Source organism: Mesorhizobium sp. M0040, from assembly GCF_040323505.1.
GTDB lineage: Bacteria > Pseudomonadota > Alphaproteobacteria > Rhizobiales > Rhizobiaceae > Mesorhizobium.
Genome location: NZ_JAMYVA010000008.1, coordinates 89,884 through 115,817, shown reverse-complemented (window position 1 = coordinate 115,817; position 25,934 = coordinate 89,884). Strand labels below are relative to the sequence as shown.

The 25,934-nt window shown below is 61.6% G+C and carries 18 protein-coding genes and 1 pseudogene; 5 read left to right on the top strand and 14 right to left on the bottom strand.

What is annotated here, in order from left to right; translation table 11 throughout:
• Nucleotides 1-67 precede the first annotated feature (67 nt).
• A complete protein-coding gene (locus NKJ91_RS09880) occupies nt 68-1,180 on the top strand; it encodes a nucleotidyltransferase family protein (protein WP_352455374.1) in 1,113 nt (370 codons plus the stop codon).
• A gap of 87 nt (nt 1,181-1,267) precedes the next feature.
• Here the strand turns inward: NKJ91_RS09880 and NKJ91_RS09875 are convergent, their stop codons facing one another.
• Nucleotides 1,268-2,644 carry an aspartate aminotransferase family protein gene (locus NKJ91_RS09875; RefSeq protein ID WP_352455373.1) on the bottom strand — a complete coding sequence of 459 codons (1,377 nt, stop codon included), beginning with the start codon at nt 2,642-2,644 and terminating at the stop codon, nt 1,268-1,270.
• Between the two features lie 166 nt (nt 2,645-2,810).
• Here NKJ91_RS09875 and NKJ91_RS09870 point away from each other — a divergent pair, with 166 nt between their 5' ends.
• Both NKJ91_RS09870 and ftsZ read left to right on the top strand, forming a co-directional pair.
• Nucleotides 2,811-3,929, top strand: a complete 1,119-nt coding sequence (locus NKJ91_RS09870) for an NAD(P)/FAD-dependent oxidoreductase (RefSeq protein ID WP_352455372.1) — start codon at nt 2,811-2,813, stop codon at nt 3,927-3,929.
• Nucleotides 3,930-4,151: 222 nt separating this feature from the next.
• Nucleotides 4,152-5,159 carry a cell division protein FtsZ gene (gene ftsZ / locus NKJ91_RS09865; RefSeq protein WP_023677189.1) on the top strand — a complete coding sequence of 336 codons (1,008 nt, stop codon included), beginning with the start codon at nt 4,152-4,154 and terminating at the stop codon, nt 5,157-5,159.
• Between the two features lie 43 nt (nt 5,160-5,202).
• Here ftsZ and NKJ91_RS09860 read toward each other — a convergent pair whose 3' ends face one another.
• From NKJ91_RS09860 to NKJ91_RS09830, 7 genes are all read right to left on the bottom strand, one after another.
• On the bottom strand, nt 5,203-6,219 hold the full coding sequence (locus NKJ91_RS09860; protein ID WP_352455371.1) for a phosphotransferase family protein: 1,017 nt from the start codon (nt 6,217-6,219) through the stop codon (nt 5,203-5,205).
• A gap of 7 nt (nt 6,220-6,226) precedes the next feature.
• Nucleotides 6,227-7,468 (bottom strand): acyl-CoA dehydrogenase family protein, encoded by a 1,242-nt coding sequence (locus NKJ91_RS09855; RefSeq protein ID WP_352455453.1) that lies wholly within the window; start codon nt 7,466-7,468, stop codon nt 6,227-6,229.
• Between the two features lie 223 nt (nt 7,469-7,691).
• Complete coding sequence (locus NKJ91_RS09850) at nt 7,692-9,833, bottom strand: beta-galactosidase (protein WP_352455370.1); 2,142 nt, start codon at nt 9,831-9,833, stop codon at nt 7,692-7,694.
• A gap of 18 nt (nt 9,834-9,851) precedes the next feature.
• Nucleotides 9,852-10,991 carry an ABC transporter ATP-binding protein gene (locus tag NKJ91_RS09845; RefSeq protein WP_352455369.1) on the bottom strand — a complete coding sequence of 380 codons (1,140 nt, stop codon included), beginning with the start codon at nt 10,989-10,991 and terminating at the stop codon, nt 9,852-9,854.
• Nucleotides 10,992-11,052: 61 nt separating this feature from the next.
• On the bottom strand, nt 11,053-11,904 hold the full coding sequence (locus NKJ91_RS09840; protein WP_352455368.1) for a carbohydrate ABC transporter permease: 852 nt from the start codon (nt 11,902-11,904) through the stop codon (nt 11,053-11,055).
• Nucleotides 11,904-12,788 carry a carbohydrate ABC transporter permease gene (locus NKJ91_RS09835; RefSeq protein ID WP_352455367.1) on the bottom strand — a complete coding sequence of 295 codons (885 nt, stop codon included), beginning with the start codon at nt 12,786-12,788 and terminating at the stop codon, nt 11,904-11,906. The genes NKJ91_RS09840 and NKJ91_RS09835 overlap by 1 nt, the downstream gene beginning before the upstream one ends.
• Before the next feature lie 71 nt (nt 12,789-12,859).
• A complete protein-coding gene (locus tag NKJ91_RS09830; protein WP_352455366.1) occupies nt 12,860-14,131 on the bottom strand; it encodes an ABC transporter substrate-binding protein in 1,272 nt (423 codons plus the stop codon).
• 243 nt (nt 14,132-14,374) lie between these two features.
• On the opposite strand from NKJ91_RS09830, the gene NKJ91_RS09825 reads away from it, so the two are divergent.
• Complete coding sequence (locus NKJ91_RS09825; RefSeq protein WP_352455365.1) at nt 14,375-15,577, top strand: ROK family transcriptional regulator; 1,203 nt, start codon at nt 14,375-14,377, stop codon at nt 15,575-15,577.
• 26 nt (nt 15,578-15,603) lie between these two features.
• Here the strand turns inward: NKJ91_RS09825 and NKJ91_RS09820 are convergent, their stop codons facing one another.
• The 6 genes from NKJ91_RS09820 to NKJ91_RS09795 all read right to left on the bottom strand — a co-directional run bounded on the left by NKJ91_RS09820 (nt 15,604) and on the right by NKJ91_RS09795 (nt 24,599).
• Nucleotides 15,604-16,974 carry an alpha-glucosidase/alpha-galactosidase gene (locus NKJ91_RS09820; protein ID WP_352455364.1) on the bottom strand — a complete coding sequence of 457 codons (1,371 nt, stop codon included), beginning with the start codon at nt 16,972-16,974 and terminating at the stop codon, nt 15,604-15,606.
• 21 nt (nt 16,975-16,995) lie between these two features.
• Entirely contained in the window at nt 16,996-18,663 is a 1,668-nt protein-coding gene (locus NKJ91_RS09815) for an ABC transporter ATP-binding protein (RefSeq protein ID WP_352455452.1), read from the bottom strand.
• Between the two features lie 10 nt (nt 18,664-18,673).
• The gene (locus NKJ91_RS09810) at nt 18,674-19,807 is read right to left on the bottom strand and encodes an ABC transporter permease (protein WP_352455363.1); all 1,134 of its coding nucleotides are present in this window, start codon (nt 19,805-19,807) and stop codon (nt 18,674-18,676) included.
• Between the two features lies 1 nt (nt 19,808).
• Nucleotides 19,809-20,816, bottom strand: coding sequence for an ABC transporter permease (locus tag NKJ91_RS09805; protein ID WP_352455362.1), 1,008 nt, complete (start codon nt 20,814-20,816; stop codon nt 19,809-19,811).
• Between the two features lie 112 nt (nt 20,817-20,928).
• Complete coding sequence (locus tag NKJ91_RS09800) at nt 20,929-23,013, bottom strand: ABC transporter substrate-binding protein (RefSeq protein WP_352455361.1); 2,085 nt, start codon at nt 23,011-23,013, stop codon at nt 20,929-20,931.
• A 119-nt stretch (nt 23,014-23,132) separates the two neighbouring features.
• On the bottom strand, nt 23,133-24,599 hold the full coding sequence (locus tag NKJ91_RS09795) for an alpha-glucosidase/alpha-galactosidase (RefSeq protein WP_352455360.1): 1,467 nt from the start codon (nt 24,597-24,599) through the stop codon (nt 23,133-23,135).
• 71 nt (nt 24,600-24,670) lie between these two features.
• Here NKJ91_RS09795 and NKJ91_RS09790 point away from each other — a divergent pair.
• Nucleotides 24,671-25,674 (top strand): annotated as a pseudogene (locus NKJ91_RS09790) (AraC family ligand binding domain-containing protein).
• Nucleotides 25,675-25,934 lie beyond the last annotated feature (260 nt).

Sequence of the window (25,934 nt, the reverse complement as noted above, 5' to 3'; positions counted from 1 at the left end):
CTTGCGTCCCTTGAGGTCATGGCGCTATAAGAGAACCGCATTTTTCTTATAACCGGAGCCGCCCGACATGAAGACGGTCGACCTCGTTTACCGCACGATGTATGCGGAACTCGTCCAGCGATCCTTGGACGCAGCCTTCGAAACGGATTTCCCTACGACGGGCAATCTCGTCAAGGTGCCCGTCAAGGGCAAGGTATACTGGTATTTCGAGGAAACGCAGCCGACGAAGACGCGACGGTATGTCGGGCCTGACAGCGATCCCGAGATTGCAAAACGCGTTGAATCCTTCCGTCAGATCAAGGACGACCTCCGCGCCCGCAGGAAGCTGGTATCCACGCTCGTGCGCGAGGCAGGGCTGACAGAACCCGAAAGGTTCACCGGGGATGTCGTCGAGGCGCTGGGGAAGGCTGGCATCTTCCGCTTGCGCGGCGTCCTGGTCGGCACAGTCGCCTTTCAGTCCTACGCGGGCTATCTGGGCGTGAAGCTGCCCGGTGCAGCGTTGCAGACGGGCGATGCAGACTTCGCCCTATTCCATTCCGTGTCGGCCGCGGTCGAGGACAGCCTGCCGCCCATCCTCGAAATCTTGAGGGAGATCGACCCAACCTTCAGGGAAATCCCTCACAGATCAGATCCCGGACACGCGACGCAATTCGAGAACGCAGTCCGATACAAGGTCGAGTTCCTTACACCGAATACGGGCAGCGATGACTACGCCGATCATGCAACCTCGATGCCGTCTTTGGGCGGTGCATCCGCGCAGCCTCTTCGGTTTCTCGATTTCCTGATCCACGAACCAATCAGAACTGTGCTGCTGCATCGATCGGGAGTGCCTGTCGTGGTACCGTCGCCCGGACGATATGCGGTTCACAAGCTGATCGTTGCCTCGCGCCGACAGAACAACGCAAACGGCGTGGGCAAGCGGGAAAAGGATGTCCACCAGGCAGCACTTCTGGTCGAGGCACTGGAAGCTACCCGTCGCCAGGACGATCTCGCCATCGCGTTTTCGGAAGCGTGGGACAGGGGGAAACATTGGCGTGAAGCGATACAAAAAGGACTTGGCTTGATTCCCCAGAAACAGCGTGGCGACGTCGAGGCGACGATCGTCAACGCACTTTCAGGAATCGGCGAGGAACTGGAAGGATTCAGCGGCTCATCTGCGAAAACAAAGCACGGAGACTAAACGGCAGCAACGGGTGTGGAGGGTAACCTTCTGCCAGCCGTCGCCGAGGCGTTTTTGTTTTCAGGTTTCAAAATCGACTTTGCCTATTCAGCTCTGCGATCGGACCTGCTTGACGGCAGCCTCGAGCGACCGTTCAAACGCGTCGATCACCTGGTCGACCTGCGGCTCGGTGATGATCAGCGGCGGGCAGAAGGCCAGCGCGTCGCCCATATTGCGCGAGATGACGCCGTTCTGCTGCATGAAGCCGTTGACGAGCCCGCCCAGTTCACCGGTCTTCCCCCACGGCGTCTTGTTTGCCTTGTCGCCGACCAGCTCGACCGCCGCGACCAGGCCGATGCCGCGCACCTCGCCGACAAGCGGGTGCGAAGCGAGCGTGCGCAGCCGCTTCTGCAAATGCGCGCCGACCGCACGCGCATTGCCGACAAGGTCGCGCTCCTCGATCAGCTTCAGGTTCTCGAGCGCGACCGCTGCCGCAACAGGATGGCCGCCGCCGGTGAAACCGTGGCCGAAGGTGCCGATACGGTTGCTCTCGTCGGCGATCGGCTCGAATACCTTGTCATTGATCAGCAGGGCTGAGATCGGCAGGTAGGACGAAGAGATCTGTTTCGACAACACCATGATGTCGGGCCTGATGCCGAAGGTCTGCGAGCCGAACATCTCACCTGTTCGGCCAAAGCCGCAGATCACCTCGTCGGCGATGAGCAGGATGTCGTATCTCGATAGCACCGCCTGTATCTTCTCCCAGTAGCCGGCCGGCGGAACGATGACGCCGCCGGCGCCCATGATCGGTTCGCCGAAAAAGGCGGCGATGGTTTCCGGTCCTTCGGCGAGGATCAGCTTTTCCAGCTCGTCGGCGAGCCGCGTCGAAAACAGCTCTTCGCTTTCACCCGGCAGCGCCTCGCGCCAATGGTGCGGCGTCGAGGTATGCAGCACATTGGCAATCGGCAGGTCAAAGGAAGTGTGGTTGTTGGGCAGTCCGGTCAGGCTTGCCGAGGCGATGGTGACGCCGTGATAGCCCTTCTTGCGGCTGATGATCTTCTTGCGCGCCGGCTGGCCGAGCGCATTCGACCGGTACCAGATCATCTTCATGGCCGTATCGTTGGCCTCGGAGCCGGAATTGGTGAAATACGCCTTGCTCATCGGCACCGGCGCCATCTGCACCAGTCTCTCGGCAAGATCGATCAGCGGCGAATGCGATTTGGAGCCGAAATCGTGATAGTAAGGCAGCTTCGACATTTGCCGTACTGCCGCATCGACCAGCCGCTTCTCCGAAAAACCGACCGCGACGCTCCAGAGCCCCGCCATCGCCTCGATATAGCGGTTGCCGGCAAGGTCCTCGACATAGATGCCGTCGCCCTTCTCGATGACGAGCGGCCCCGACTCCTGATGCTTGCGCGCATTCGTATAGCCATGCATGTGAAAGCTTATGTCGCGGGCTTCGGGTGAATTCGGTCGTGCGTCCATGACGGCTCCTGTGTTGCACGCGGAACAGTCCTGCCGCCGGTCCGGCTCAGCAGGTCCCCGTGCGTTATGCCGTTTGATGCATCTTTCTCGAACGGTATAGTGTCAAGCGCTTTCGACAGGGCCAGCGGATGGATGGACGCATGCAGAACTTCGGCTTGACCTGACCGTGGACCATGTCGACTGCATTGTCGCCGGCGCCGGCGTTGTTGGCCTGGCGATCGCGCGAGAGATGGCGCAGCGCGGCATCGATACGCTGGTCCTGGAAGCCGAGAGCGCTATCGGCACCGGGACAAGTTCGCGCAATTCCGAGGTCATCCATGCCGGCCTCCATTATCCGGTTGGATCGCTGAAAGCCCGGTTCTGCGTGGCCGGCCGGGAAAGACTCTATCGCTATTGCGAGGAGCGGGCGATCCCGCACGCGCGCTGCGGGAAGCTCATCGTTGCCACAAATGCCGAACAGGAGCCGGTGCTCGCCTCAATCCGGGCCAATGCACGCGCTTGCGGCGCCGGCGACCTGTTGCGCTTGAGCGAAGCCGAGGCGCATACGCTGGAGCCCAGCCTTAAGTGCACGGCGGCGCTGCTGTCGCCCGCCACTGGCATCATCGACAGCCATGCCCTGATGCTCACCCTGTTGGGCGACGCCGAGGAGCACGGGGCGGCTGTTAGTCTCAACACGCGCATCGCCTCCGGCCGCATCGAAGCAGGCCGCGTCGTGCTCGAGACGGTGGACGCTGCCGGCGGCGAGCGCTTCGAGATCGCCACTCCGCGTTTCGTCAATGCCGCCGGGCTTGGCGCCGCAGCACTTGCCGGTTCGCTTGAAGGGCTCAATCAGCAATTCGTGCCAAAGCTCCATTATGCCAAGGGCAATTATTTTTCGGTGGCCGGCCGGGCGCCGTTCTCGCGATTGGTCTATCCGGTGCCCGAACCCGGCGGGCTCGGTGTTCATCTGACACTCGACCTTGATGGCGTCGCCCGCTTCGGGCCGGACGTCGAATGGACCGATCAACTCGACTACCGCGTCGACCCGGCTCGTGGCGAGCAGTTCTACAGCGAGATCCGCAAATACTGGCCGGACCTGGCCGATGGCAGCCTGCAACCCGCTTACAGCGGCATCCGGCCAAAACTGTCCGGTCCCGGTGAGGCCAATGCCGACTTCGTCGTCCAGGACGTGGCGGTGCACGGCGTGGATAGCCTGGTCAACCTGTTCGGCATCGAAAGCCCCGGCCTGACCTCCTGCCTGACGATTGCCTACCACGTCGCGCAGTGCCTCGCGCCGAAGTTGTAGCGTGCGGCGCCCCGCGCCGCGATCTGCACTGTATCAAGGCGCATTGCGTGAACTTTCAGACGCAAGTCCCCTATGAGGCACATCGCGCACTTGCAGCCCGCTCCGCGCTCTGATTCCCTGCATTCTGGGGCTGTCCTGATTCGCACTGCCCGGTTCAGAGTTTTCGCAGTGCGCCCGGGACAAGCTTCCAGCGACCACTCGGCGTATCCAGGGAGAACGGCAATGAACACCGCGACGAGGCCGGTAATCTCGGAGATGAGGCCCAAGATCACCGTCGTCGGGGTCGGCGGCGGCGGCGGCAACGCCGTCAACAACATGATCGCCGAAGGCCTGCAGGGCGCGGAATTCATCGTCGCCAACACCGATGCCCAGGCCCTTGCCATGTCGAAGGCAACGAGGCTGATCCAGTTGGGCGCTCATATCACCGAAGGTCTCGGCGCCGGGTCCCTGCCCGAGGTCGGCCGTGCTGCGGCCGTGGAATCCATCGACGAGATCATGGATCACCTTGCTGGAACGCACATGTGCTTCGTGACCGCCGGCATGGGAGGCGGAACCGGCACTGGTGCCGCGCCTGTGATAGCGCAGGCAGCGCGGGCAGCCGGAATACTGACCGTTGCCGTCGTCACCAAGCCATTCGTCTTCGAAGGCAGGCGCCGCATGTACGCTGCCGATGAGGGCATCGAGCGCCTGCGCGAAAGCGCCGATACCGTCATCGTCATTCCCAACCAGAACCTGTTCAGGATCGCCGACGCCAGAACCACGTTCGCCGACGCCTTCGCCATGGCCGACCGGGTCCTCTATGCGGGTGTCGGCTGCATCACCGATCTGATCGTCAAGGAAGGCCTGATCAATCTCGACTTCGCCGATGTGAAGTCGGTGATGCGCGACATGGGCCGCGCCATGATGGGAACCGGCGAAGCCGCCGGAGAAGGCCGCGCCAAGAAGGCAGCGGAAGCGGCAATCGCCAACCCGCTGCTCGACGAAGCTTCGATGATGGGCGCCAAGGGCGTCCTTGTCTCGATATCGGGCGGCATGGACATGACGCTGTTCGAGGTCGACGAAGCCGCTACCCGCATCCGCGAGGAGGTCGACAACGATGCCGACATCATCGTCGGCGCCATCTTCGACAAGGCACTCGCCGGAAAATTCAGGGTGTCGGTCGTGGCGACCGGCTTGCGGCGTGGCTTGGAGATTCCACTGCTTGCCGAACCGGAAGTTCGCATGAACTGAACGCGTATCGCTGCAACTCGCTCAGCCGACTGCCAGCCTCGCGTCACCAGGGCCGCGCGCCGTCGATGACTTCCATGGCGCGTGCAGCAAAACGGCCGGCCAGCGGTGCCACATCCGCCGCATCGGCCGCAACCGCGCTGCCGGCCAGCACGCGGTCGGCGATGCCGACGAAGATCACGGCAAAGCGGAACATGGCAAACACCAGATGGAACCGCTGCAGCGGCGCCGTCGGCACGGCGTGGGCGAAGTAATGATCGAGGAATTCGCGCTGTGTCGGAATCCCGAGGGCTGCCTGATCAAGGCCGAGGATGCCGCCATATTCGTCCGATGAGGAATGCCAGGGCATCGAGCAGAAGCCGAGATCAGCAAGCGGATGGCCGAGGGTCGATAACTCCCAGTCGAGTATGCCGATCACCTCGGGCCGCTCGGGATGGAAGATGAGATTGCCGAGACGGAAATCGCCATGCGCGATCGAAACGTGGCCATCATCTGGCGGAAGATGTCGCGGCAGCCATTCGGCGACGGCTTCGAGCGCGGCAATGCGCTCGCTCGGCGATTCCCGCAACTGTCTGGTCCAGCGCGCGATCTGTCGCTCAAAATAGTTCCCGGGACGGCCATAGTCGCCGAGCCCAACCTCTTCCGGCCGGACGGCGTGCAGCTTTGCCAGCGCCTCGGCCATGCCGAAATAGATGCCGCGCCGCTCGTCCGGCGTCAGTCCCGGCAACGCGCCATCGTGGAACACGCGGCCGTCGAGCCGCTGCATCAGATAGAACGGCGTGCCGAGCGGCTCGTCGCCGTCGTGATAGAGCACCGGCCGCGGCACCGGCACCTTTGTCGATGCTAGCGCCTCGATCACCCGGTACTCGCGATCGACCGCATGAGCGCCGCGCAGGATCGGTCCCGGAGGTTTCTTGCGCAGAACCATGCGGCGGCCGCCATAGTCGACGAAATAGGTCGGGTTGGATTGGCCGCCGACGATCCGCTCAAGCGACATTTGGCTATCGCCAAAATGCGCTCTCAGAAAATCCTCCAGGCGTACTGGATCGAAATCCATCCTCATTGCCGGCTCAGCGGTTCCCGCCGCGACCTGTTTCGTCTTTTCTGCCGGCTTCGACATGCCAGCGCCAGAAGCCCGCACCTTCCTCGTTGAGAAAGCGGTTGAGCACCATCTTGTGGACCTCGTCGGCGCCGTCGACCAGGCGAGCCTGGCGGGCGTAGCGGTAGATCCATTCGAGTACAGTGTCTTTCGAATAGCCGCGGGCGCCGTTGATCTGGATCGCCACGTCGGCGGCGTCATGCAGCACGTTGGCGACCTGGATCTTGGCCATGGAGACCTCCTTGCGGGCAAAGCCGCCGCGATCGAGCTCCCAAGCCGCCTTCATCACCAGCAGCCGCCCGATCTCGATGCGCATGGCAAGGTCGCCGAGCATCAGCTGGATACTCTCACGGTCGGCCAAAAGCTGCCCGAAACCGCTACGCTCGGCGGCATAGGCGCGCGCGATCTCGATGCAGCGCTTGGCAAGCCCGAGCCAACGCATGCAATGGGTGAGCCGCGCCGGACCGAGCCGGACCTGGGTAACCCGGAGGCCGCTGCCTTCGCCGGCAAGCACGTCCTCGACCGGGACTTCCAGGCCGTCGAACTCCAGCTCGCAATGGCCGCCATGTTCTTCCGGTCCCATGATCTCGATGCGCCGCACGATCCGCCAGCCCGGCTGGTCCTTGTGGAACAGCAAGGCCGAAAGGCCGTGACGCGGATCGTCCGAAGTGCGCGCAATGAGAATGAAGTGGCTCGCCTCTTGCGCGCCGGTGATGAACCATTTGCGGCCTTTGACGACATATCTGTCGCCACGCCGTTCGGCTCTGGTCATGATCATCGACGGGTCGGAGCCGCCGCCCGGGTGCGGTTCCGTCATTGCAAAGGCCGAGCGCACCTTGCCCTCGACGATCGGTTTCAGCCATCTTTGCTTCTGCTCCGGCGTCCCCAGTCGCTCCAACACCATCATGTTGCCGTCGTCGGGGGCCACGGAATTGAACACGACCGGACCGAAGATCGAGCGGTTCATCTCTTCATAGCAGACGGCCATATCCACCTTGGAAAGGCCGGCCCCGCCGGTCTCGGGTTTGAGCTGCAGGCACCACAGGCCGGCTGCTTTCGCCTTGCCCCGCAGCGTTTCAAGCAGCGGCAGCGCAATATTGCCATGGCCGTCATAGCAAGCCTTGTCAGCCTCGAGCGGCAGGATTTCGCGCTCGACGAAATCGGCGATCCGGCTGCGGAAGGCCTCGGTTCGGACGGAAATGTCGAAATTCATGGCGCTCACAAGGATGAAACGATATGCCGCCATCGGGTCCGATGGTCGCGCGGTTAGTGTAACTGCCGTCGTTGAATGGGAGCAACAGCAGTGCGCCGGCCGTTCCTTGCGCACGTCAAAGCGCCGGTTCGATATGGATCGATGCCGGCGTGCTGCCGATGGCGGTCGAATTCCAGGATCAAAGAGTACTCAGGTTTCGTATGGCTAACGTCCGCGACAATGCTCAGATCAATTCGAGGACAGCGCAGCCATAGCCGTCCAGCGTCAACACTCCGGGGACAGGTCCTTCGCTATCGAGCAGGTTGCTGCCGAAGGGAACGCCGGTTACCGTAACGGGCGTGTCTTTGACGTTTTGCACGAACAACAGCCGGCGTTCGTGATTCTCGCGCATCGTGACCTCGACGCCGTCCGGCAGACCCGGAACCAGAGGCTCCACATTCGCATCCACGAAAGTGCGCGTAGCGAGTTGAGCTGTCAGCTCCGGGGTTAGATAAGTGCCGACATAGAGCACACGGCCCTTGCCGACGGCGCGGGAGGTAATTGCAGGCGTTCCCGCCGCGTAGCGGTTCGACCAAACCCCTACAATTTCGACTTCCGGTTCGACTGCGAGGTTCTCATAGAAATAACCGGCATCGAACTCGTGGTTTCCGACGGCAAAACGACGGATACGGCGGCTGGATTCGGCCGGTCTGTCGGGAGGAATGACGAGCCCGCCGGAGCGCGACATGGTATTGAACAGGCCATTGGCCCCAGGTGCCGCCAGCCGCCCGAAATCCTCGACGCGAACGCCGGTCAACTTCGACAGCGACCGGCCCGGCGCTGTCTCGCGGATGACGTGGTTGTTTTCGTCGCGGGTTCCAGTGCGCGCGCCGATGATGACGGTACCGCCATTTTCGGCAAAGACTTGCAGCCGCTCGGTCCAGCTGTCCTTCCAGATCACCCAATGCGGCACGTAGAACACCTTGAGCTTCGACAGATCGTCTTCCGGGTGGATGAAGCCGCAGGCGATGCCGCGATCATAGCAATACTGATGCAGCAAGGTTGCATCATCCTGCGGACTTGGCAGGCCGATGGGGAAGGTCTTGTGGGCTTCCTGATTGTCGAAGTCCGAGCCGGCGATGCCGACATCCATCCGCACATGGGTGCCTAGGATCTTGTCTTTAAGCGCCGTCATCTCGGTGGCGAACTGCCTGGCTTCGTCATAGCGGCGGCGAGCGACATCATCGTGATCGATGATGCCCATCCAGTATATCTCGGCGCCGAAATGTGCGGGACGCCAGCGGAAGAACATGATCCCATCGGCGCCACGCGCAACCGACGACATCGCCATGCGTCGCATTTCGCCCGGCTCCGGCGTCAGCGTGCAGAAGCCCGGCTGAGCGCCAAAGCCCGACTGTTGTTCCGGCACTATGTAGTTGCCGGAAAATCCCCTGCAGATGTCGAGATGCAGCGCCTGGATCTTGGCGTGATTGCCGAGGCGAAAGAACTCGTCATAGAGGAACGGATAGATGTCGTAGCCGACGAAGTCGAGATCGGTGGAGAAATGGCCGCGAAAGTCGATGTCACGCAATCCGCCGAGATTGTGGAAGATGAACCAACTGGCATTCGCTTTTCTCAGGATCTCGACCTGGTCGTGCTGGAACCGTGCTGTCGAAAAGGCGAGAAAACGGTGGTAGTCCTGGAGGTGACCGGGACCGGGAAAGGACGGTGAGAATTCCAGCGGGAAGACAATTTCGCTGAAATCGCCGTAAGCCGTCGCCCAGAAGTCGCCACCCCAAGCGAAATTCAGCCTGTCTATCGTCTGGTAGGTTTCCTGGAGATAAGCCTGGAATTCCTTCAATGCCGACGGCGAATAGGATTCTGGCATGCTGGTGTTGAGTTCGTTGTCGGTCTGCCAGCCAATGACATTTGCGTTGTCGCGGTAGTGGTCCACCATCGCCCTGGTAATCTTGCGGCTATAGTCGCGAAACACCGGGCTGCTGGTGTCGGCATACTGGCGCGAGCCGTGGCCCATCGACCGGCCATTTCCATCAAGCCGCAGGATTTCCGGATGCTTTGCGGTCAGCCAGCGCGGCGGGGTGGCGGTCGGCGTGCACAGGATCGTGTTGACGCCGTGACGCGCGAGGCCCTCGATTGCCCGGTCGAACAGGTCGAAATCGAAGGTGCCTTCACGCGGTTCGAAAATGTGCCAGGCGAATTCGCCGAGGCGGGCGACGTTGAAGCCGGCCTCGGCCATGCGCCGGGCGTCGTTGTCCCAGTAACTCTCGTCCACATGTTCGGGGTAGTGCGGCGCGCCGACCAGAAAGCGGTCGGTCTGGATCGTGCGCCAGACCGACAGGGCGCGGCCTTTTGAAGTCTTGTTCACGAAGGATACTCCTGCAGATCAGTCGGTGATGGTGGATTTGCGGGCACTGATTGTCCGCTCATCGACAGAGGAAAAGAGATAGACGTCACGCGGCTCGACCTTGAAGCCGACGGTCGCATCGGCAGCGACGGCACTCGCATGGCCGATCTGGACGGTGACGTTGCCGCTGCCGCTTTCAGAACTGACGCATTGCAGCGGGCCCGCGTCGGCATAGAGGATGGTCTCGCGGCCGAGATGCTCGACCAGCCGCACCCGTCCTGCAAAACTCGCTGTCCCTTCCGCGGCCAAGCTGATGCTCTCCGGCCGAATCCCCATCGTCACCCTATCGCCGACCTGTACGGATGCCGCTTCCGTCAGTTCGACAGTCAAAGGAGAAAGACCGGCGGTCGACAGCGTGGCGGCGCCGCCGGAGACAGCGGCGACGGTCACTTCGAAAAAATTCATCCGGGGTGCGCCGAGGAAGCCCGCGACGAAGAGATTGGCCGGATTGCGGTAGAGTTCGAGCGGAGCGCCCACCTGCTCGACCGAGCCGCGATTGAGCACGACGATACGGCTCGCCATTGTCATCGCCTCGGTCTGGTCGTGCGTGACATAGACCATGGTGGCGCCGAGCCTGGCGTGCAGATCGGAAAGCTCGACGCGCATCTGCGTGCGCAGCGCTGCGTCAAGGTTGGATAGCGGTTCGTCGAACAGGAACACGTCGGGCGAGCGGGTTATGGCACGGCCGATCGCCACACGCTGACGCTGGCCGCCGGAAAGCTGTTTCGGCCGCTTGTCGAGCTGGTCGGTAATGCGAAGGATCTTGGCGGCTCGCAGCACGGCGGCATCGATCTCGGCCTTGGGGCGATGCGCCATGCGCAGGCCGAAACCCATGTTCTCGGCGACCGTCATGTGCGGGTAAAGCGCATAGGACTGGAAGACCATGGCAATGCCGCGCTCACCCGGCTCGGTGGTGGTGACATCACGGCCGTTGATGAGAATTTCACCGGTCGAGACGGTTTCAAGCCCGGCGATGATCTTCAACAGCGTTGACTTGCCACAGCCGGACGGCCCGACGGTGACAATGAACTCGCCCTGTTCGACGCTGAGATCGATGCCGCGCAGCGCGTGGTAGCTGCCATAATTCTTTTGTATCTGCCGGAGTTCAAGACTGGTCATGGAGCCCTGCTTGCGAAATGAGTTTCGGATCGGGTGGGCGACGCCTTGAAGCCATGGTCGCTCATCCCTTGACCGCTCCCATGGTGAGGCCGGTGATGAAGTGCTTCTGCATTAGGAAGAACATGGCAACCGGCGGCAAAGCCACGACGATGGTGCCAGCCGAGATCAGGTTCCAGGCCGAGACCCATTCGCCGCGCAGGTTGGCCAGGCCGGCGGTTACCGGTTTGACGGTATCGCTGATGGTGAGCACGACCGCCCAGAAATAATCGTTCCAGATGAAGGTGAAGAGCAGGATCGCCAGCGCCGCAAGAGCGGGCCGCACCAGCGGCACCACGACATGTACCAATGTCTGAAACGGTGTCGCGCCCTCGGCCCTGGCGGCCTGAAACAGTTCTCCCGGCAAGGCGGCGATGAAGTTGCGCATGAACAGCGTTGCAAACCCTGTCTGGAAGGCGATGTGGAAGATGATCAGGGCCGACATCGTGTCGTAGAGGTTGAGCCGCACCATGAGATCGCGCACCGGGATCATCATGATCTGGTGCGGCAGGAAGTTTCCGCCGACAAACAGGGCGAAGACGAGCATGTTGCCGCGAAACCGGTAACGGGCGAGCACGAAACCGGCGAGCGTGCTCAAGATGAGAACGCCGATCACCGAGGGGATGGTGATCGTCAGGCTGTTGAGGAAGTAGCGGGCCATCGGCGTCTGGGTGAAGACCGCCGCGTAGTTGTCGACCAGGCCGAATTGGGTCGGCCAGCCCCACAGATTGCCGCCCATGACATCCTGCGTAGAGCGGAACGAGGTAAGAATGATGGCAAAGAGCGGCGCCAGCCAAACAATCAAGATGCCGACCACCAGCACGACATAGAGGCCACGCTGCCAAATAGCAGTTTCGGGAATCGGGCGGGGAAACATCAGCCGCCTCTTTCATCGGCGCGGATCATCCGCGTCAGGTACCAGGCGATGAAGACCGCCATGATCACGAACAGCACCGAGGCAATGGCCGCGCCATAGCCGAAGCGGTAGGAAAATATGGACTGCTCGAACATCTGATAGGCAAGCACCTCGGACGAACCGAAGGGGCCGCCGCTGGTCATCACCGAGACCATGTCGAAGGAACGCAGTGCGCCGACGACGGTGACGGCGATGGCGATAAAGGTGACCTGCGTCAGCTGCGGCAACACGATGTGGCGCAGCATGTTCCAGCCCCTGGCGCCGTCAACCCGCCCGGCGCCGATCAGGTCCTCGCTGAGATTGTTGAGGCCGGCGAGATAGAGCACCATGCAGAAGGCGATCTGCGGCCACAACGCTGCGATCACGACGGCGAAGGTGACGAAATTTTCATCCGACAGCACTGCCGGGGCGGTCGCGCCGAAGGTGCGGAAGATCAGGGCGAGAAGTCCGAATTCCGGCGTATAGACCCAGGTGAAGACAACGCCGACGGCAACCGAAGCCAGCACCAGCGGAATGAAGAACAGCGATTTGAGCAGGCGCATGCCGCGGATTTTCTGGTTGACGAGCAGCGCGATGGCGAGGCCGAGCGGCGGCGCCAGCATGAACATCACCAACCAGATCAGATTGTTCTTCAGCGAAACATAGAACTGCGGGTCGGCGAACAGTTCGCGGTAGTTGCCGAGGCCGATCCAGACCATCGGGCTGAAGCCGTCCCATTCGTGCAGGCTGATCCATAGGCTCTCGACCGCAGGTGCCAGAATGACGACGGAAAACAGCACAGCGGCGGGCAGAATCAGAAGTGTCGGTGTCAGCCAGCAGCGATGGCGGCGCCAAACCTTCGTCATTTTGGGAGACCTCATTCACGGAAAGCATCGGGGAGCAGAGCACGAACCCCGCTCCCCTCCGCTGGGAGGCGCTAGATCTTGAAGATCCGGCGACGGGTTCCCTCGAGACGCTGAAGAATGGCGTCCCGGCGCTCCGGCTTGGCCATGAATTCCTGGAAGCCGACCAGGCCGGCCTGGGCCATGTCGGGATCGGTATCGCGGTCGTAATATTGCGATGTGCCGGCCACCGTCTTCAGGCTTTCCACGGCTGCGTTGACCAGCGGATCCTTGCTGGCCGGAAGGTCGTTGCGCGGCGGAACGTTGCCGCCAGGTTCCAGATAAGGGCCGAAATTTTCCGGCTGGTAGAAGAAGGCGAGGAACTCGCGGGCACCCGCCTTGTTCTTGGCGTTGGCCGGGATGTGGACCGAATTGACCGAGAATTCTTCGTAGCGGTCGAGGGCGCCGTCAATCTTCGGGAAAGGAGCGAATGTCAGCTGCTCGAGATCCTGCTCAGGGAAAGTAGCCTTCACGAAGGCACCGAGGTTCATCATGCCGGCCTTCTTCTGGGCGAGGAAGGCGCCGGCCTCCTGCCAGCCGAACGACGTCTGATCCGGTGTGAAGAAACTCTGCTTGATCAGCTCTTCCCAGTGGTCGAAAACAGGCGTCAGCGCCGGGTCGGTGTAAGCCATCTTGCCGTTCATCAAGGCAAAGTGCTTGTCGAGACCGTTGATCCGCAGGTTCATCTGGTCGAACCATCCGGCCGCCGGCCAGAGTTCCTTGGTGCCGATGCTGACGGGAATAAGGCCGGCAGCCTTGGACTTCTGGCCGTAAGCGAGGAATTCGTCCCAGGTCGCCGGCACCGTCAGTCCGTGCTCGGCAAAGACGTCCTTGCGATAGAACATGCCCCACATCGTGCCGCCAGTCGGCAGGCCATACTGCTTGCCGTCGACAGTGACGGCACCGGTCGTGGCACCCAGCACGTCCTTGTACTTTTCCTTCTCGAACAGATCCGAAATGTCGTCGAACAGGCCGCGGTTGACGAAGGCGCGCATGCGGTTTCCGGAGAACCAGAAGCAGACATCCGGCGCGCCGGCCACAAGGTAGTTGCGGATCGCGGTCTTGTGGGCCTCGTGATCCATATTGTTGATCACAACCTTGGTGCCGGACTGCTTCTCGAAGTCGGCCGCGATGCGCCGCAAGATCCGCAGGGCATCGGCATTGTTTTCGTCTGAAATGATGGTGACTTCGCTCGACTGGCTGAGTGCCGGCATCGGGAAGCCCGCGAGGGCTCCAGCGGAAATGCCCCCAGCTCCCTTCAGGAAATTGCGCCGCGTCGACGGCTTTTCAATCCACTTGAACGTCATTGTTACTCCTCCCGTGTTGTCAATTCTCTACTGGCACACCGGCCGGCGCGGTTGTTCTTCTCAACGGCACGGCTCACCTCCCGGGCAAGGGAATATGCTTGCCCGCTCCTTCAGAGCGCGGTGACATTGCTAACCGGATTAATTTCGCTGACCCCCGGTTTGGGTGTTGAACAGTCGGGCAAACTTACGCATATGTTTTCTCGAGAGGCAATAATTAATTTACAAAATTAAGAAAGCGGATCCGTGAAGCTCAAGGGTGACCCGAGCACGACTCGGGCGATGAACCGCAGACTGATCCTCAATCTCTTGCGGCAGGAAGGAGCGCGCAGCCGGGCCGACATAGCGTCAGTTACCGGCCTCAGTCCGGCAGCGGTCACCTTCGTCGTGGCCGACCTCATCGAGGATGGCCTGCTGATCGAAGGCAAGACAGTCGTGGGCTCGGCTGGGCGCCGCCCTATCCCGGTGGATATCAACTATGCCAACGGCCTTGCCATAGGTTTCAAGCTGATGGTCGGATCGGTCGAATGCGTGGTCACCGATCTTGCGACCAATCCGCTGGGCTCTCTGCGCGTCAAGCTCTCGGACAGCGATCCCGACCATATCATAGCGACCTTGGCCAAGGCGGTACCGGAGCTGATTTCCATTGTCGATCGGCCCGCTGCCAAGCTTGCCGGGATCGGCGTTTCAATGCCTGGCGTCATAGACAACCAGAAGGCTGTGTGTATCCGCAGCAATCGCTACAACTGGGACAACATTCCCCTTGGCCCGATGCTGGCCGAACTGGTAGACGTCCCCGTGTGGCTTGAGGACGACACCAATGCCTATGCCATTGCCCAGCAACTCTTCGGCCTCGGACGCCAGCACCGCAATATGGCCGTGCTGGCGATCGGCGTCGGAATCGGCTGCGCGCTCGTCTTCGATGGCAAACTCTATCGCGGCGCGAACGGTGCCGCCGGCAAGTTCGGCCACAGCTCTTATGAGGAGAACGGCCGCCTTTGCGAGTGCGGAAAACGCGGCTGCTTGATGGCCTATTACGCCGAGCCGGCGATCCTGCGCACCTGGCGCGAAGCCACCGGGCACAACGAAACGGATAGCAAAGTCAGCCTTATGGCAGCCTTGGCAGACCGCGAACCGCGAGCCGTCGCCATTCTCGAAGAAGCCGGACATGGCATCGGCCGGCATCTCGCCAATCTTGTCAACATCACCGACCCGGAGGTCATTGTCGTCGGCGGTGAAGCCGTGTCGTTTGGCGATGCGCTGTTTGGCCCAATGCGGCTGACGCTTGGGAAAAATACCTTTCGCGCGGCACCACCAATGCTGCTGGACTGGGAGGACAATTCCTGGGCAAGGGGAGCGGCTGCTCTCGTAACGCAGAAACTCTTTGATTTCGAAACATCTGCCGGCAACGCCGCTCCGCTTTCAAAGCCGGCCCTATGGTCGGCATAGGCGAGTGAAATAGACAGCCCTGCGCCTCAGGCCGCCCGAACGCTGCGCGCTCCACGCGCCCAGGCCGGCAGCCAATCGCCATGCGCAACCAGCAAATCATCGACCAGCGACCATATCTGGTCGAGGTCGAGCTCGGCCGCCGAGTGCGGGTCCATCATCGCCGCGTGATAGATGTGCTCGCGGTTCTCGGTCATCAGCGCCTGGACCGTCAGCTCCTGGACGTTGATATTGGTGCGGATCAGCGCGGTGAGCTGCACCGGCAGGTCGCCAATGAACGTGGGTTGAATGCCGGAGGCATCGACGAGGCATGGCACCTCGGCCGCGCAATTATATGGCAATGACGTGATGCAGCCATTGTTGCGGACGTTGCCGTAGATCACCGACGGCTCGCCGGTCCAGACCGAGTTCATGATCGAGGACGCATATTCCTTCGACTGCTCCACTTCGATCTTGTCAGCCGAGCGATAGGCTTCCGCTTGCCCCTTCCAGCGTTCGATCTGCTCGATGCAGCGCTTCGGGTATTCATCGAGCGGGATACCGAATTTCTCGATCAGATCCTCGCGCCCGTCCTTGATGAAATAGGGCGTGTATTCCGCGAAATGTTCGGAGCTCTCGGTGACGAAGTAACCGAGGCGCTTCAGCATCTCGTAGCGCACCTTGTTCGGGCAGCGCGGGTTCCATCCAGGCTTCGGCGCCCGCCCTTCGCTGTAGGCGCGCAGCAGATCCGGATAGAGATTGCGGTAGGAGCCGTCCGGCTGGCGATGCTCGAACTTCAGGTAGAAGGCCATGTGATTGATGCCGGCCGAGCGGTAGCGAATCTCCTCGTAGGGAATATCGAGATCATGCGCCAGTTCCATCGCCGTGCCTTGCACCGAATGGCAGAGGCCGACCTGCTTGATGTCGGGGTATTTCTCCGCGATCGCCCAGGTGTTGATCGCCATCGGGTTGACATATTGCAGCATGATCGCCTGCGGGCAGACCGCGAGCATGTCCTCGCAGATCTTCCAGAGATGCGGCACGGTTCTCAACCCTCGCATGATGCCGCCGACACCGAGCGTATCGGCGATGGTCTGGCGCAGCCCGTATTTCTTCGGAACTTCGAAATCAGTTACCGTGCAGGGCTCGTAGCCGCCGATCTGGAAGGCGACGACGACGAAATCGGCGCCCGCCAGCGCCTTGCGCTGGTCCGAATAGGTCTCGGCTTTGGCCTTTACGCCAAGCGTCGAGATCAGCTTGCCGACGACGATTGCGCTTTCCTCGAGCCGTTGCGGATTGATGTCCATCAGCGCGATCGTCGAGCCGGATAAAGCCGGACGCTGCAATATGTCGCCGACGATGTTCCTCATGAACACCGTCGAGCCAGCTCCGATGAAAGCGACCTTGGGATTTCTTGCCACAACAACCTCCGGCATAAGCAATTAGGCTACCTCGAAAGCGGCTTTGACCAGCCGTTCGGTGTAAGCGGTCTTGGGATGGGACAGGACTTCGTCGACCGGCCCCTCTTCGACGATCTTGCCGTGCTGCATGACGATGACGCGGTGGCACAGCGCCCGCACGACCTTGAGGTCGTGCGAGATGAAGATGTAGCTCAGGCCCCGTTCGCGCTGCAGCTTGCGCAGCAATTCGATGATCTGCGCCTGGACCGAGAGATCCAGCGCCGATGTCGGCTCGTCGAGTACGATGAATTCCGGTTCGAGCGCGACGGCGCGGGCAATCGCAATACGCTGGCGCTGGCCGCCGGAAAACTCGTGCGGGAAGCGCGAGAGGATATCGCCGGGCATGCCGGCGCTGATCAGCGCCTCGCGCACGCGCTCGATCCGATCGTTCCTGGTGGCGCCTATGCGGTTGACGACCAGCCCTTCCTCGATGATCTGGCCGATCGTCATGCGCGGGTCGAGCGACGAGAACGGATCCTGGAAGACGACCTGCATGCGCGACCGCAACGGCCGCATCTGCGCGCGCGAACAGCCATGGATCGGCTGGCCATCGAAATAGATCTCACCGCTGTCCGTGGTGTTGAGCCTGAGCAACGCCTCGCCGAAGGTGGTCTTGCCCGATCCGGATTCGCCAACGAGACCCAGCGTCTCGTGCCGTCGAAGGGTCAGGCTGAGGCTGTCGACGGCGACGAGTTCGCGCAGGTCCGGCCTCATGAACGTGCCATGCCGCAGCATGAAGGAGACGCGCACATTCCTAGCTTCAAGAATAACGTCGGCGCTTTCCGGCAACGGATTGGCCTGGCCGCGCGGCTCGGAGGCAAGCAGGTGACAGGTGTAGGGATGCTGCGGATTGGCGAACAGCTTCTCCGTCACATTGTGCTCGCGCATCTCCCCATGCTGCATGACGTAGACATAGTCGGAGAACTGCCGCACCACGGTCAGGTCGTGCGTGATCAGGATCACCGCCATGCGCAGTTTCTTCTGCAGGTTTCGGATGAGATTGAGGATCTGCGCCTGAACCGTGACGTCGAGCGCCGTCGTCGGCTCATCGGCGATCAGCACATCGGGATCGTTGGCCAGCGCCATGGCGATCATCACACGCTGGCGTTGGCCGCCGGAAAGCTGGTGCGGGTATTGTTTCAGCCGCGCCTGGGGCTCAGGAATCTGTACCTGCTGCAGCAGCTCGAGCGCTCTTGCTTCGGCCTGCCTGCGGCTCATCTTGCGATGCACCCGTATCGCCTCGACGATCTGGCTGCCGATCGTGTAGATCGGGTTAAGCGAACTCATCGGCTCCTGAAAGATCATCGAGATGCGGTCGCCGCGCAGTTTGCGCCGCGCACGCTCGGAAAATTTCAGGATGTTCGCCCCGTTGTATTCGACAGTCGATTTCGGCGACACGACTGCGCGCTTCGACAACAGTCCCATGACGGTGCGCGCCGTCACCGACTTGCCCGATCCCGACTCGCCGACAATGGCGATCGTCTCGCCGCGATAGAGCTGGAAGGAGATGTCCTTGACGGCTTCGATCATGCCGTGTTCGACCTTGAAATCGACGGCGATGTTGCGGGCATCGATGACCGGATTTTCCGAACGGCCGTCATGGTCGAGCCGGACAGGCGGTGCGAAGGATTTGACGAGCGCGTGTTGTATCATGTCACGCTCAATACGGATCGACCGCATCGCGCAGTCCGTCGCCAAGCGCGTTGAACGCGAAGACGGTGACAAGCACGAAGCCGACCGGTGAGAGGATCCAGGGATAGGTGCCGATGACCGAATAGGTCGCGGTGTCTTGCAGCATCAGGCCCCAGGAGATCAGCGGCGGCTTCACCGCGAAGCCGAGAAAACCGAGGAAGGATTCGAGCAGGACCACACTGGGGATTGCCAACGTGACCGCAACGATCACGTGGCTCATCACGTTTGGAAAAATGTGTTGCATGATGATGCGGCCATCTGTGGCGCCGACCGCCATCGCCGCACGAACGTAGTCGATCCGCGCCAGTGCCAGGGTCTTGCCGCGCACTTCGCGCGACATCTGCGCCCAGCCGAGTGCCGACATGACGACGATCACGAAGGCCAGGAAGACATTCGTCGGCGCCGTCACCGGAACCAGCGAGGTCAGCGCCAGATAAAGCGGCAATTGCGGAAACGCGAGCACCAGTTCGACGAAGCGCTGGACCCAGACGTCGAATGTGCCGCCGAAATAGCCCGACACCATGCCGACCGTCGTGCCGATCACGGTGACGATGAAGACCACGGTCAATGCGATCATCAACGAGATGCGCGAACCATAGATCGCACGAGCCAGCACATCGCGACCGAATTTGTCGGTGCCAAGGAAGTGCACCGGCTGGCCGTCGGTCGAGCCGAAGAAGTGCCGGTTCGCGGGAAGCAGGCCAAGCAGTCTGTACTCCGCTCCCTTGACGAAGAAGCCGAGCAGCCGCGGATGGTCGTAGTCCGGCCCGACGACGGGTTGGAAGGTGACCGGGTCGAGGTCTTCCGAATCCGCCAGGGCATAGACGCGTGGCTGGAAGACGAAGTTGCCGTCCTTGTCATGGAAGCTCATCATCTGCGGCGGGGCGAAGCCGACATCGGTCACCTTGGGATCCATCGGTGCGAAGAAGTCGGCAAACACCGCCAGCAGCACGAGAAACGCGACCAGGATGAGCCCGGCCATGCCGGTCCAGGACCGTTTCAGGCGGCGCCAGACGAGTGCGATGTAACTCTCATTGCCGCGCGGCTTGATCTTGGCCGGTTCCTCGGCAAGTGGCGGCAGCGAGGACTCGAAAGCAAGCATCTCAGGGCCCTGCATATTGGCGCACACGCGGATCGAGCATGACGAGCAGCATGTCGGCGATGATGTTGCCGACGATCAGCGTCGCCGACAGCACCATCATGAATGTCGCCGTGACATAGACGTCGCCCACCGCCATCGAGCCAACGATCGCCGGGCCGACGGTCGGCAGGGCAAAGATGATCGCGGTCTCGATCTCGCCGGTCAGCATATAGGGCAGCACCACGCCCTGATACATGACCAGCGGATGCAGCGCATTGGGCACCGCATGGCGCATCACGACCGCACCGCCGCTAAGGCCCTTGGCGCGAGCGGTTTCGACATATTGCGCGTTCAGCGTGTCGAGCAGATTGCCGCGCATCACCCGCATGTTGTAGGCGAGCCCGCCGAAGGTGGCGATGGCGACAACCGGCCAGACATGCCGGACGAGATCGACGAACTTCGCCCAGGACCACGGCGCTCCGCCAAATTGCGGCGAAAAGAAGCTGCCGATCTCGGAAACGTTGAACTGGAAGACCAGCAGATAGACGATGATCAGCGCCATCAGGAAGCGCGGCACCGTCATGCCGAGGAAGGAAATCGCCGACAGCGTACTGTCGATCCAGCTGTACTGCCTGGTCGCCGCCCATATGCCGAAGGTGATACCGAGGACCGAGGCCAGCAGATGGCACACCAGCGCCAGGAGCAGCGTGCGCGGCAGCCGCTCGCCCACCACATCGGCCACCGGCTTGTTGTAATAGAGGCTGTAGCCGAAATCGCCGCGGGTGATGATGCCGCCGATCCAGTTGAGATACTGGACGGGCAGCGGCTTATCGAGACCATGTTCTATCCGATAGGCCTTGGCCTGCGCGTCGGCCTCGGCGAATGAGGCCCCGCCCTGATTGATCAACTGCGAGCGGATGTAGTCGGCATAGTCGCCCGGCGGCGCCTGGATGATGGCGAAGGTGACCAGGCTCAGAATGGCGAGGACCGGGATCGCCGACGCTATGCGCGTGAGCAGGAATCGCAACATCGGTCGGTCCGCTTTCTTGTCTGGCCGGTCGCTCTCTTTGAGCGTACGGAGGTTTGCTTTGTCCGGCCGCGCCAACTGGCGCGGCCGGAGTTCTCAGTCAGGGGAGGTAAACCTAGTTCATCGGGCCCTTGTCTCCGGGCTTGCCGGGAAGCTCTTCGGGGAACAGCTCGTATTTGGCCTGCTTGTCGGCAGCGACAAAGACCCGCTCGCGGACGATCGAATCCTCGGCCCAGTTGAACATGAAGATCGGCGTGCCCTGCGGGATGTTGGAGAAGCGTTTGTTGATGATCAGCGCGCCGGGATATTCCGTCAGGCCGACATTGTAGACGTGCTCGGTCGAGATCTTCTGGAACTTTCTCATCAGGCTGGCGCGCTCGTCATTGTCCGCGGACGAGACAAACTTGTTGACGATGTCGACGAGGTCCTTCTCGAAAGGCATCATATCGACCTCGCCGTTTTCCGGCGCACGATGGTCCCAGCTGGTTCGTGGACCGACCGGGGCCAGTTGATCGGTATTCTGGACGACGGAAGTCAGCTCCTGATCGTTGCGCCGTACCAGCCAGTCGAAGCGGCCGGAGTATTGCGAGGCATCGCGCTGGGTGCCGTTGAGTCCGTTCAGCACGATCCGCAGCCCTAGCTTTTCCATCTGGGCGACTACACCTTCGGCAAGGCTCTTGTCGGTGGTGTAGTCGTTGTTGACGAGCATCACGATCTCGACATTCTTGCCGCCGGCGGTACCTGCAGGAAAATTGACGAAGCCGTCGCCGTCCGTGTCCTTCAGGCCTGCCTTGGCGAGTTCCGCCTTGGCGCCTTCGAGATCGAAGGGGTAGTAGACCGTCGACTTCCGGTCGTAGAAGCTCGTGCCCGAGGATAAGCCGCCCGGATAGATGGCAGTGAACGGACCCTTGACCAGCGAGTCGCCGAGCGCCTTGCGGTTGAGCGCCATGGTGACGCCCTTGCGGAAGTCCTCGTTGCGGTTCAGCTCGCGTATCGCCTGTCCGCGCTCGTCGGGGTTGCCCCAGCCATTGGCTGAGAAATTCATGCGCAGATTATAGCCGATCAGCCGCGCGCCGAACGCAAGCCGTGCCGGTGCGTCCTTTTGCGCCGCGCGCTTCAGCGAGGCGACGAAGTTCTCCGGCTGCTCCAGATTGGAGAAGTCGCCGGCTCCCGCGACGGCCTGAACGTCGCGGTCGGCCCAGGTCGACAATTTGTAGTGCAGTTCATTGAGATACGGCAGTTGGTTGCCCTTCTCGTCGACCTTCCAATAGTACGGATTGCGACGCATGACGATGATGTCGTCGGGGCGGTATGCCACCGGCACCCAGGCGCCCATCACCGGCATGTTCATATATTCCGGCGGGAACGCGTTCTTGAACTGCTCGTAGGTGTTCTTCGAGTATTTCGGATGCTGCGGCTTGAGGATATGCGACGGGCCCGGACAGAAGGTGCCGTAAGCCATGGCGTAAAGGTATTGTTTCGGAAAGGCGTCCTTGAATGTCCACTCGACGGTGTAGTCGTCGATTTTCTTCAACGTCGTGCCGACGCCGAAGGTCTCCTGCGTCGCGCCGTTCAGCGGCGACACATTGGGGTCGATCACCTCGTCGTCCCAATAGAACATCACATCGTCGGCGTTGAACGGAACGCCGTCCGACCATTTCGCGCCCTCGACCAGATGCATCGTCAGCGTGTGGCCGTCCTTGGACCAGTCCCAGCTCCTGGCGAGGTTAGGCAGCGGCTCCGTGTCCTTGGCCTCGACCTGGAAAAGCGGCGCGGTGCGCGTCAGGCATTCGGAAAGGCCGATGTCGATGCCGCCCCAGCCTTGCGTCTGGCCGGCGCCGTAGTTCCAGCCCTCCGGCCGGCCGCCGATGACATGACGCATCGTATCACCGTAGACACCGACGCCGTCCGGCATATTGCCGGTGTTGAAGACCAGCGGCTCCTTCGGCAGCCGGTCCTTGACCGGCGGCAGCTTGCCTGCCTTGACGTATTTGTCGGTGACCCAATCGGGTTCGTGGTATTCCGGAAGTGCCTTGAACTCCAGGATGGAGTCGCGCGCGACGTATTTGATCTTTCCCTCGGCGGGAAATTGCGCGGGCACCGGCGGCACGGTCGGCTCGGATGCATACGCGTTCAGCGCCGAGGCCGAGACGCTAAGCGCCAGCCCTGCGAGAATGCCAATGTTTCGAAAATTCCTCATCGTCTCTCCTCCCTGTTGTTCAGGAGCGCGTTGACGCCGCTCCATTTCTCCTCGACCGAATGTGCAGACGGGTGCGGAAAAATCCTCCGAAAGCTCGCCGCGATCCGTCCTGGCGAAATTCAGACGGCCTGCTTGAGAGCCGTTTTTTCCGCACGCAATTCCTCGATCGAACGGACGTCGCGCCTTGCCGCACCGGCCCATTCGCGGGTCTTGATCCTGGATTTCGAAAGCCGTTCCTTCGCGGCCGGCACCGCATCGGCATATTGCGGCAGCCAGCGAGCCTGGGCGACGACCATTTCGTCCACCATTTGCCAAACCTCTTCCGGCGTCGAAACCGCGCCGACCAGCGGGTCGTGCAGGACCGCGAGCTTCAGCAGGTCGATATCGCCGGAGATCGCCGCATGAACCGACATGCGCTGGACGTTGATCGAGGAAATGCAAGTGGCGGCGCAGGCCTCCGGCAGCGTGATGCCGGAGGCCATGTTGATACCGAAGCGGTCGACGAAGCCGGGCGACTCGACGATCGCGTCCTGCGGCAGGTTGGTGATGATGCCGTTGTTCTTGACGTTGAAATGGCCGCGATAAACGCGGTTCGTCTCCAGCGCCTCGAGAATGTGGCTGGCATGTTCGTTGGAGCGCTTGGCGGGGTCTATCGGCCTGGCGGCGGATTCCAGAAATTGCGGGAACTCCGTTTCGAACCAGTTGCGTGTTTCGGTCGAATAACGAAGGTAGCCGCCGGTCTCGCCGTGGATCCAGTCGGACATGTCGATCCAGCGGGTGATTTCGTCCGGCCGCTTGCGATACCAGGGCAGGTATTCGGAAAGATGGCCGTTGCTTTCGGTCGAATAGACGCCGAAGCGCTTCAGGACATCGATGCGCAGCTTTTCCTGCTGCGAATAGACCGGATGCGCCTCGAAGGCGGCAACCAGCTCGTCCTTACCGATCTTGCGGCCGTTGAGACGCAGGTCGATGAACCAGGTCTGGTGATTGATGCCGGAGCAGACGTAGTCGAGCTCGGTGCGCGACTTGGCGCCGAGCACTTCGGCGATCTGGTCGGCGCCATGCTGGACGCCGTGGCAGAGGCCGACGGTATCGACCCTGCCATATTCGATCGCCGCCCAGGTGTTCATGGCCATCGGATTGGCGTAGTTCAGGAATTTCGCCCCAGGCTCGGCGACTTCGAGGATATCCTTGCAGAAATCGAGGATCACCGGAATGTTGCGCTGGCCATAGAGGATGCCGCCGGCGCAGATCGTGTCGCCGACGCACTGGTCGATGCCATACTTCAAGGGAATGCGGATGTCGTCCGCATAGGCTTCGAGACCGCCGACGCGAACGCAGCTGATGATGTAGCGGGCGCCCTTGAGGGCAGCACGGCGGTCTGTCGTCGCCGTAACCTTGGTCGGCAGCCTGTTGAATTCGACGACCCTGTCGAGGATCAACTTGATCATCTGGAGGTTGCGCTCGCTGAGATCGGTCAATGCGAATTCGACATCCCTGAATTCAGGAACGCACAAAATGTCGGTGAAGAGCTTCTTGGTGAACCCGACGCTTCCCGCACCGATGATAGCGATCTTGAAACTCATCAGCCTCACCTCGACCTGATCGAACACTAGGGCAAAGGCGGCGAAAAGAGGCCTGGCCCGCCTGCCACGCTATGCAGGCTGGAATCCAGCACTTCCTCCCATCCGCTCTTTGACCGCAGTTTCTTTTGCTTTTCTCGAGGGATTATGCGCCTTATTCGGCACGCGACCAGAGAAGGATTATGCTTTTAGGGGTAATTCTGTGCTGCGGAACTTGATCGACATCGGGCCGGCGGGCAGGACGGTATCGCTGCCGCGCGGGCGCCAGCGCCTACACACCATGCCGACAAGCACCGGCTATGAAGTGCGCGAGAACGAGGTCTACGACTGGGATGGGCGCAAGCGCGGCCTGACGCCGTTTACCGTGCTCCAGCATACGATCAGCGGCACCGGCCGATTGCGCTACGAGAACCGGAACTACCGCCTGCAAAAAGGCGACACTTTGCTGGTTCTCGTGCCGCACAACCACCGTTACTGGCTGGCCAAGGGCGAACGCTGGGAGTTCTTCTGGATATCGATGAACGGCGAGGAGGCACTGCGCATCCACAAGTCGATCCTTGCCGCCGTCGGTCCGGTGCTGCGGCTGCAGCCCTCGACGATCGATCATCTGGCTGATTGCAGTGTGCGCCTGATCACGGGCGCGGTCTCGCCGGGAGCCGCCTCGGCCGTCGCCTATGAAGCAGCCATGGCGCTCTACGACGATGTCTTCGGCTCGCATGCCGTCACCGACGACAAGAGCGCCATGCAGCCGGTCATCGATCACATCAGGGCCAATCTCGACAGGCCGCTCCGCGTTGCCGATCTCGCTGAGATCAGCGGCCTGAGCCGCGCGCATTTCTCGCGCTGCTTCGCCGAGAGTGAAGGTCTTCCGCCCGCCGAATTCGTGCTGCAGCAGCGACTGCAGCGCGCGGCGAAGTTGCTGACGAAGGCCGATTTCCTGCCGGTCAAGGAAGTCGCCATCATGTGCGGCTTCGAGGATGCCAATTACTTTTCGAAGGTCTTCCGCCGCCTCTACGGCATCAACCCGACGCAATTCCGCACCAACGGAATGTATGCCAGCCTGGGAACCGCCCGATAGATTGGCACCGCGCGTGGCGTCGGAAGCGGGAACGCTTTTGCTTCCCCTTGGTTTAGGACAAGAGAGCCTGATCGCCGCTGCGGCAACCCGCTCTTGGCGGAGATCAGGTCACAGTTGTCAGGGGAGTGATCGATGAACAATCCCGATCCGAATAACCCGAATCCACTGCCGGACAATCCCAATCCGGAGCCGGCCCGGCCGCCTGCCCCGCCGGAGACTCCGCCGGCAGAACCTCCAGGCGTACCCCCGCCCTCGCCGGA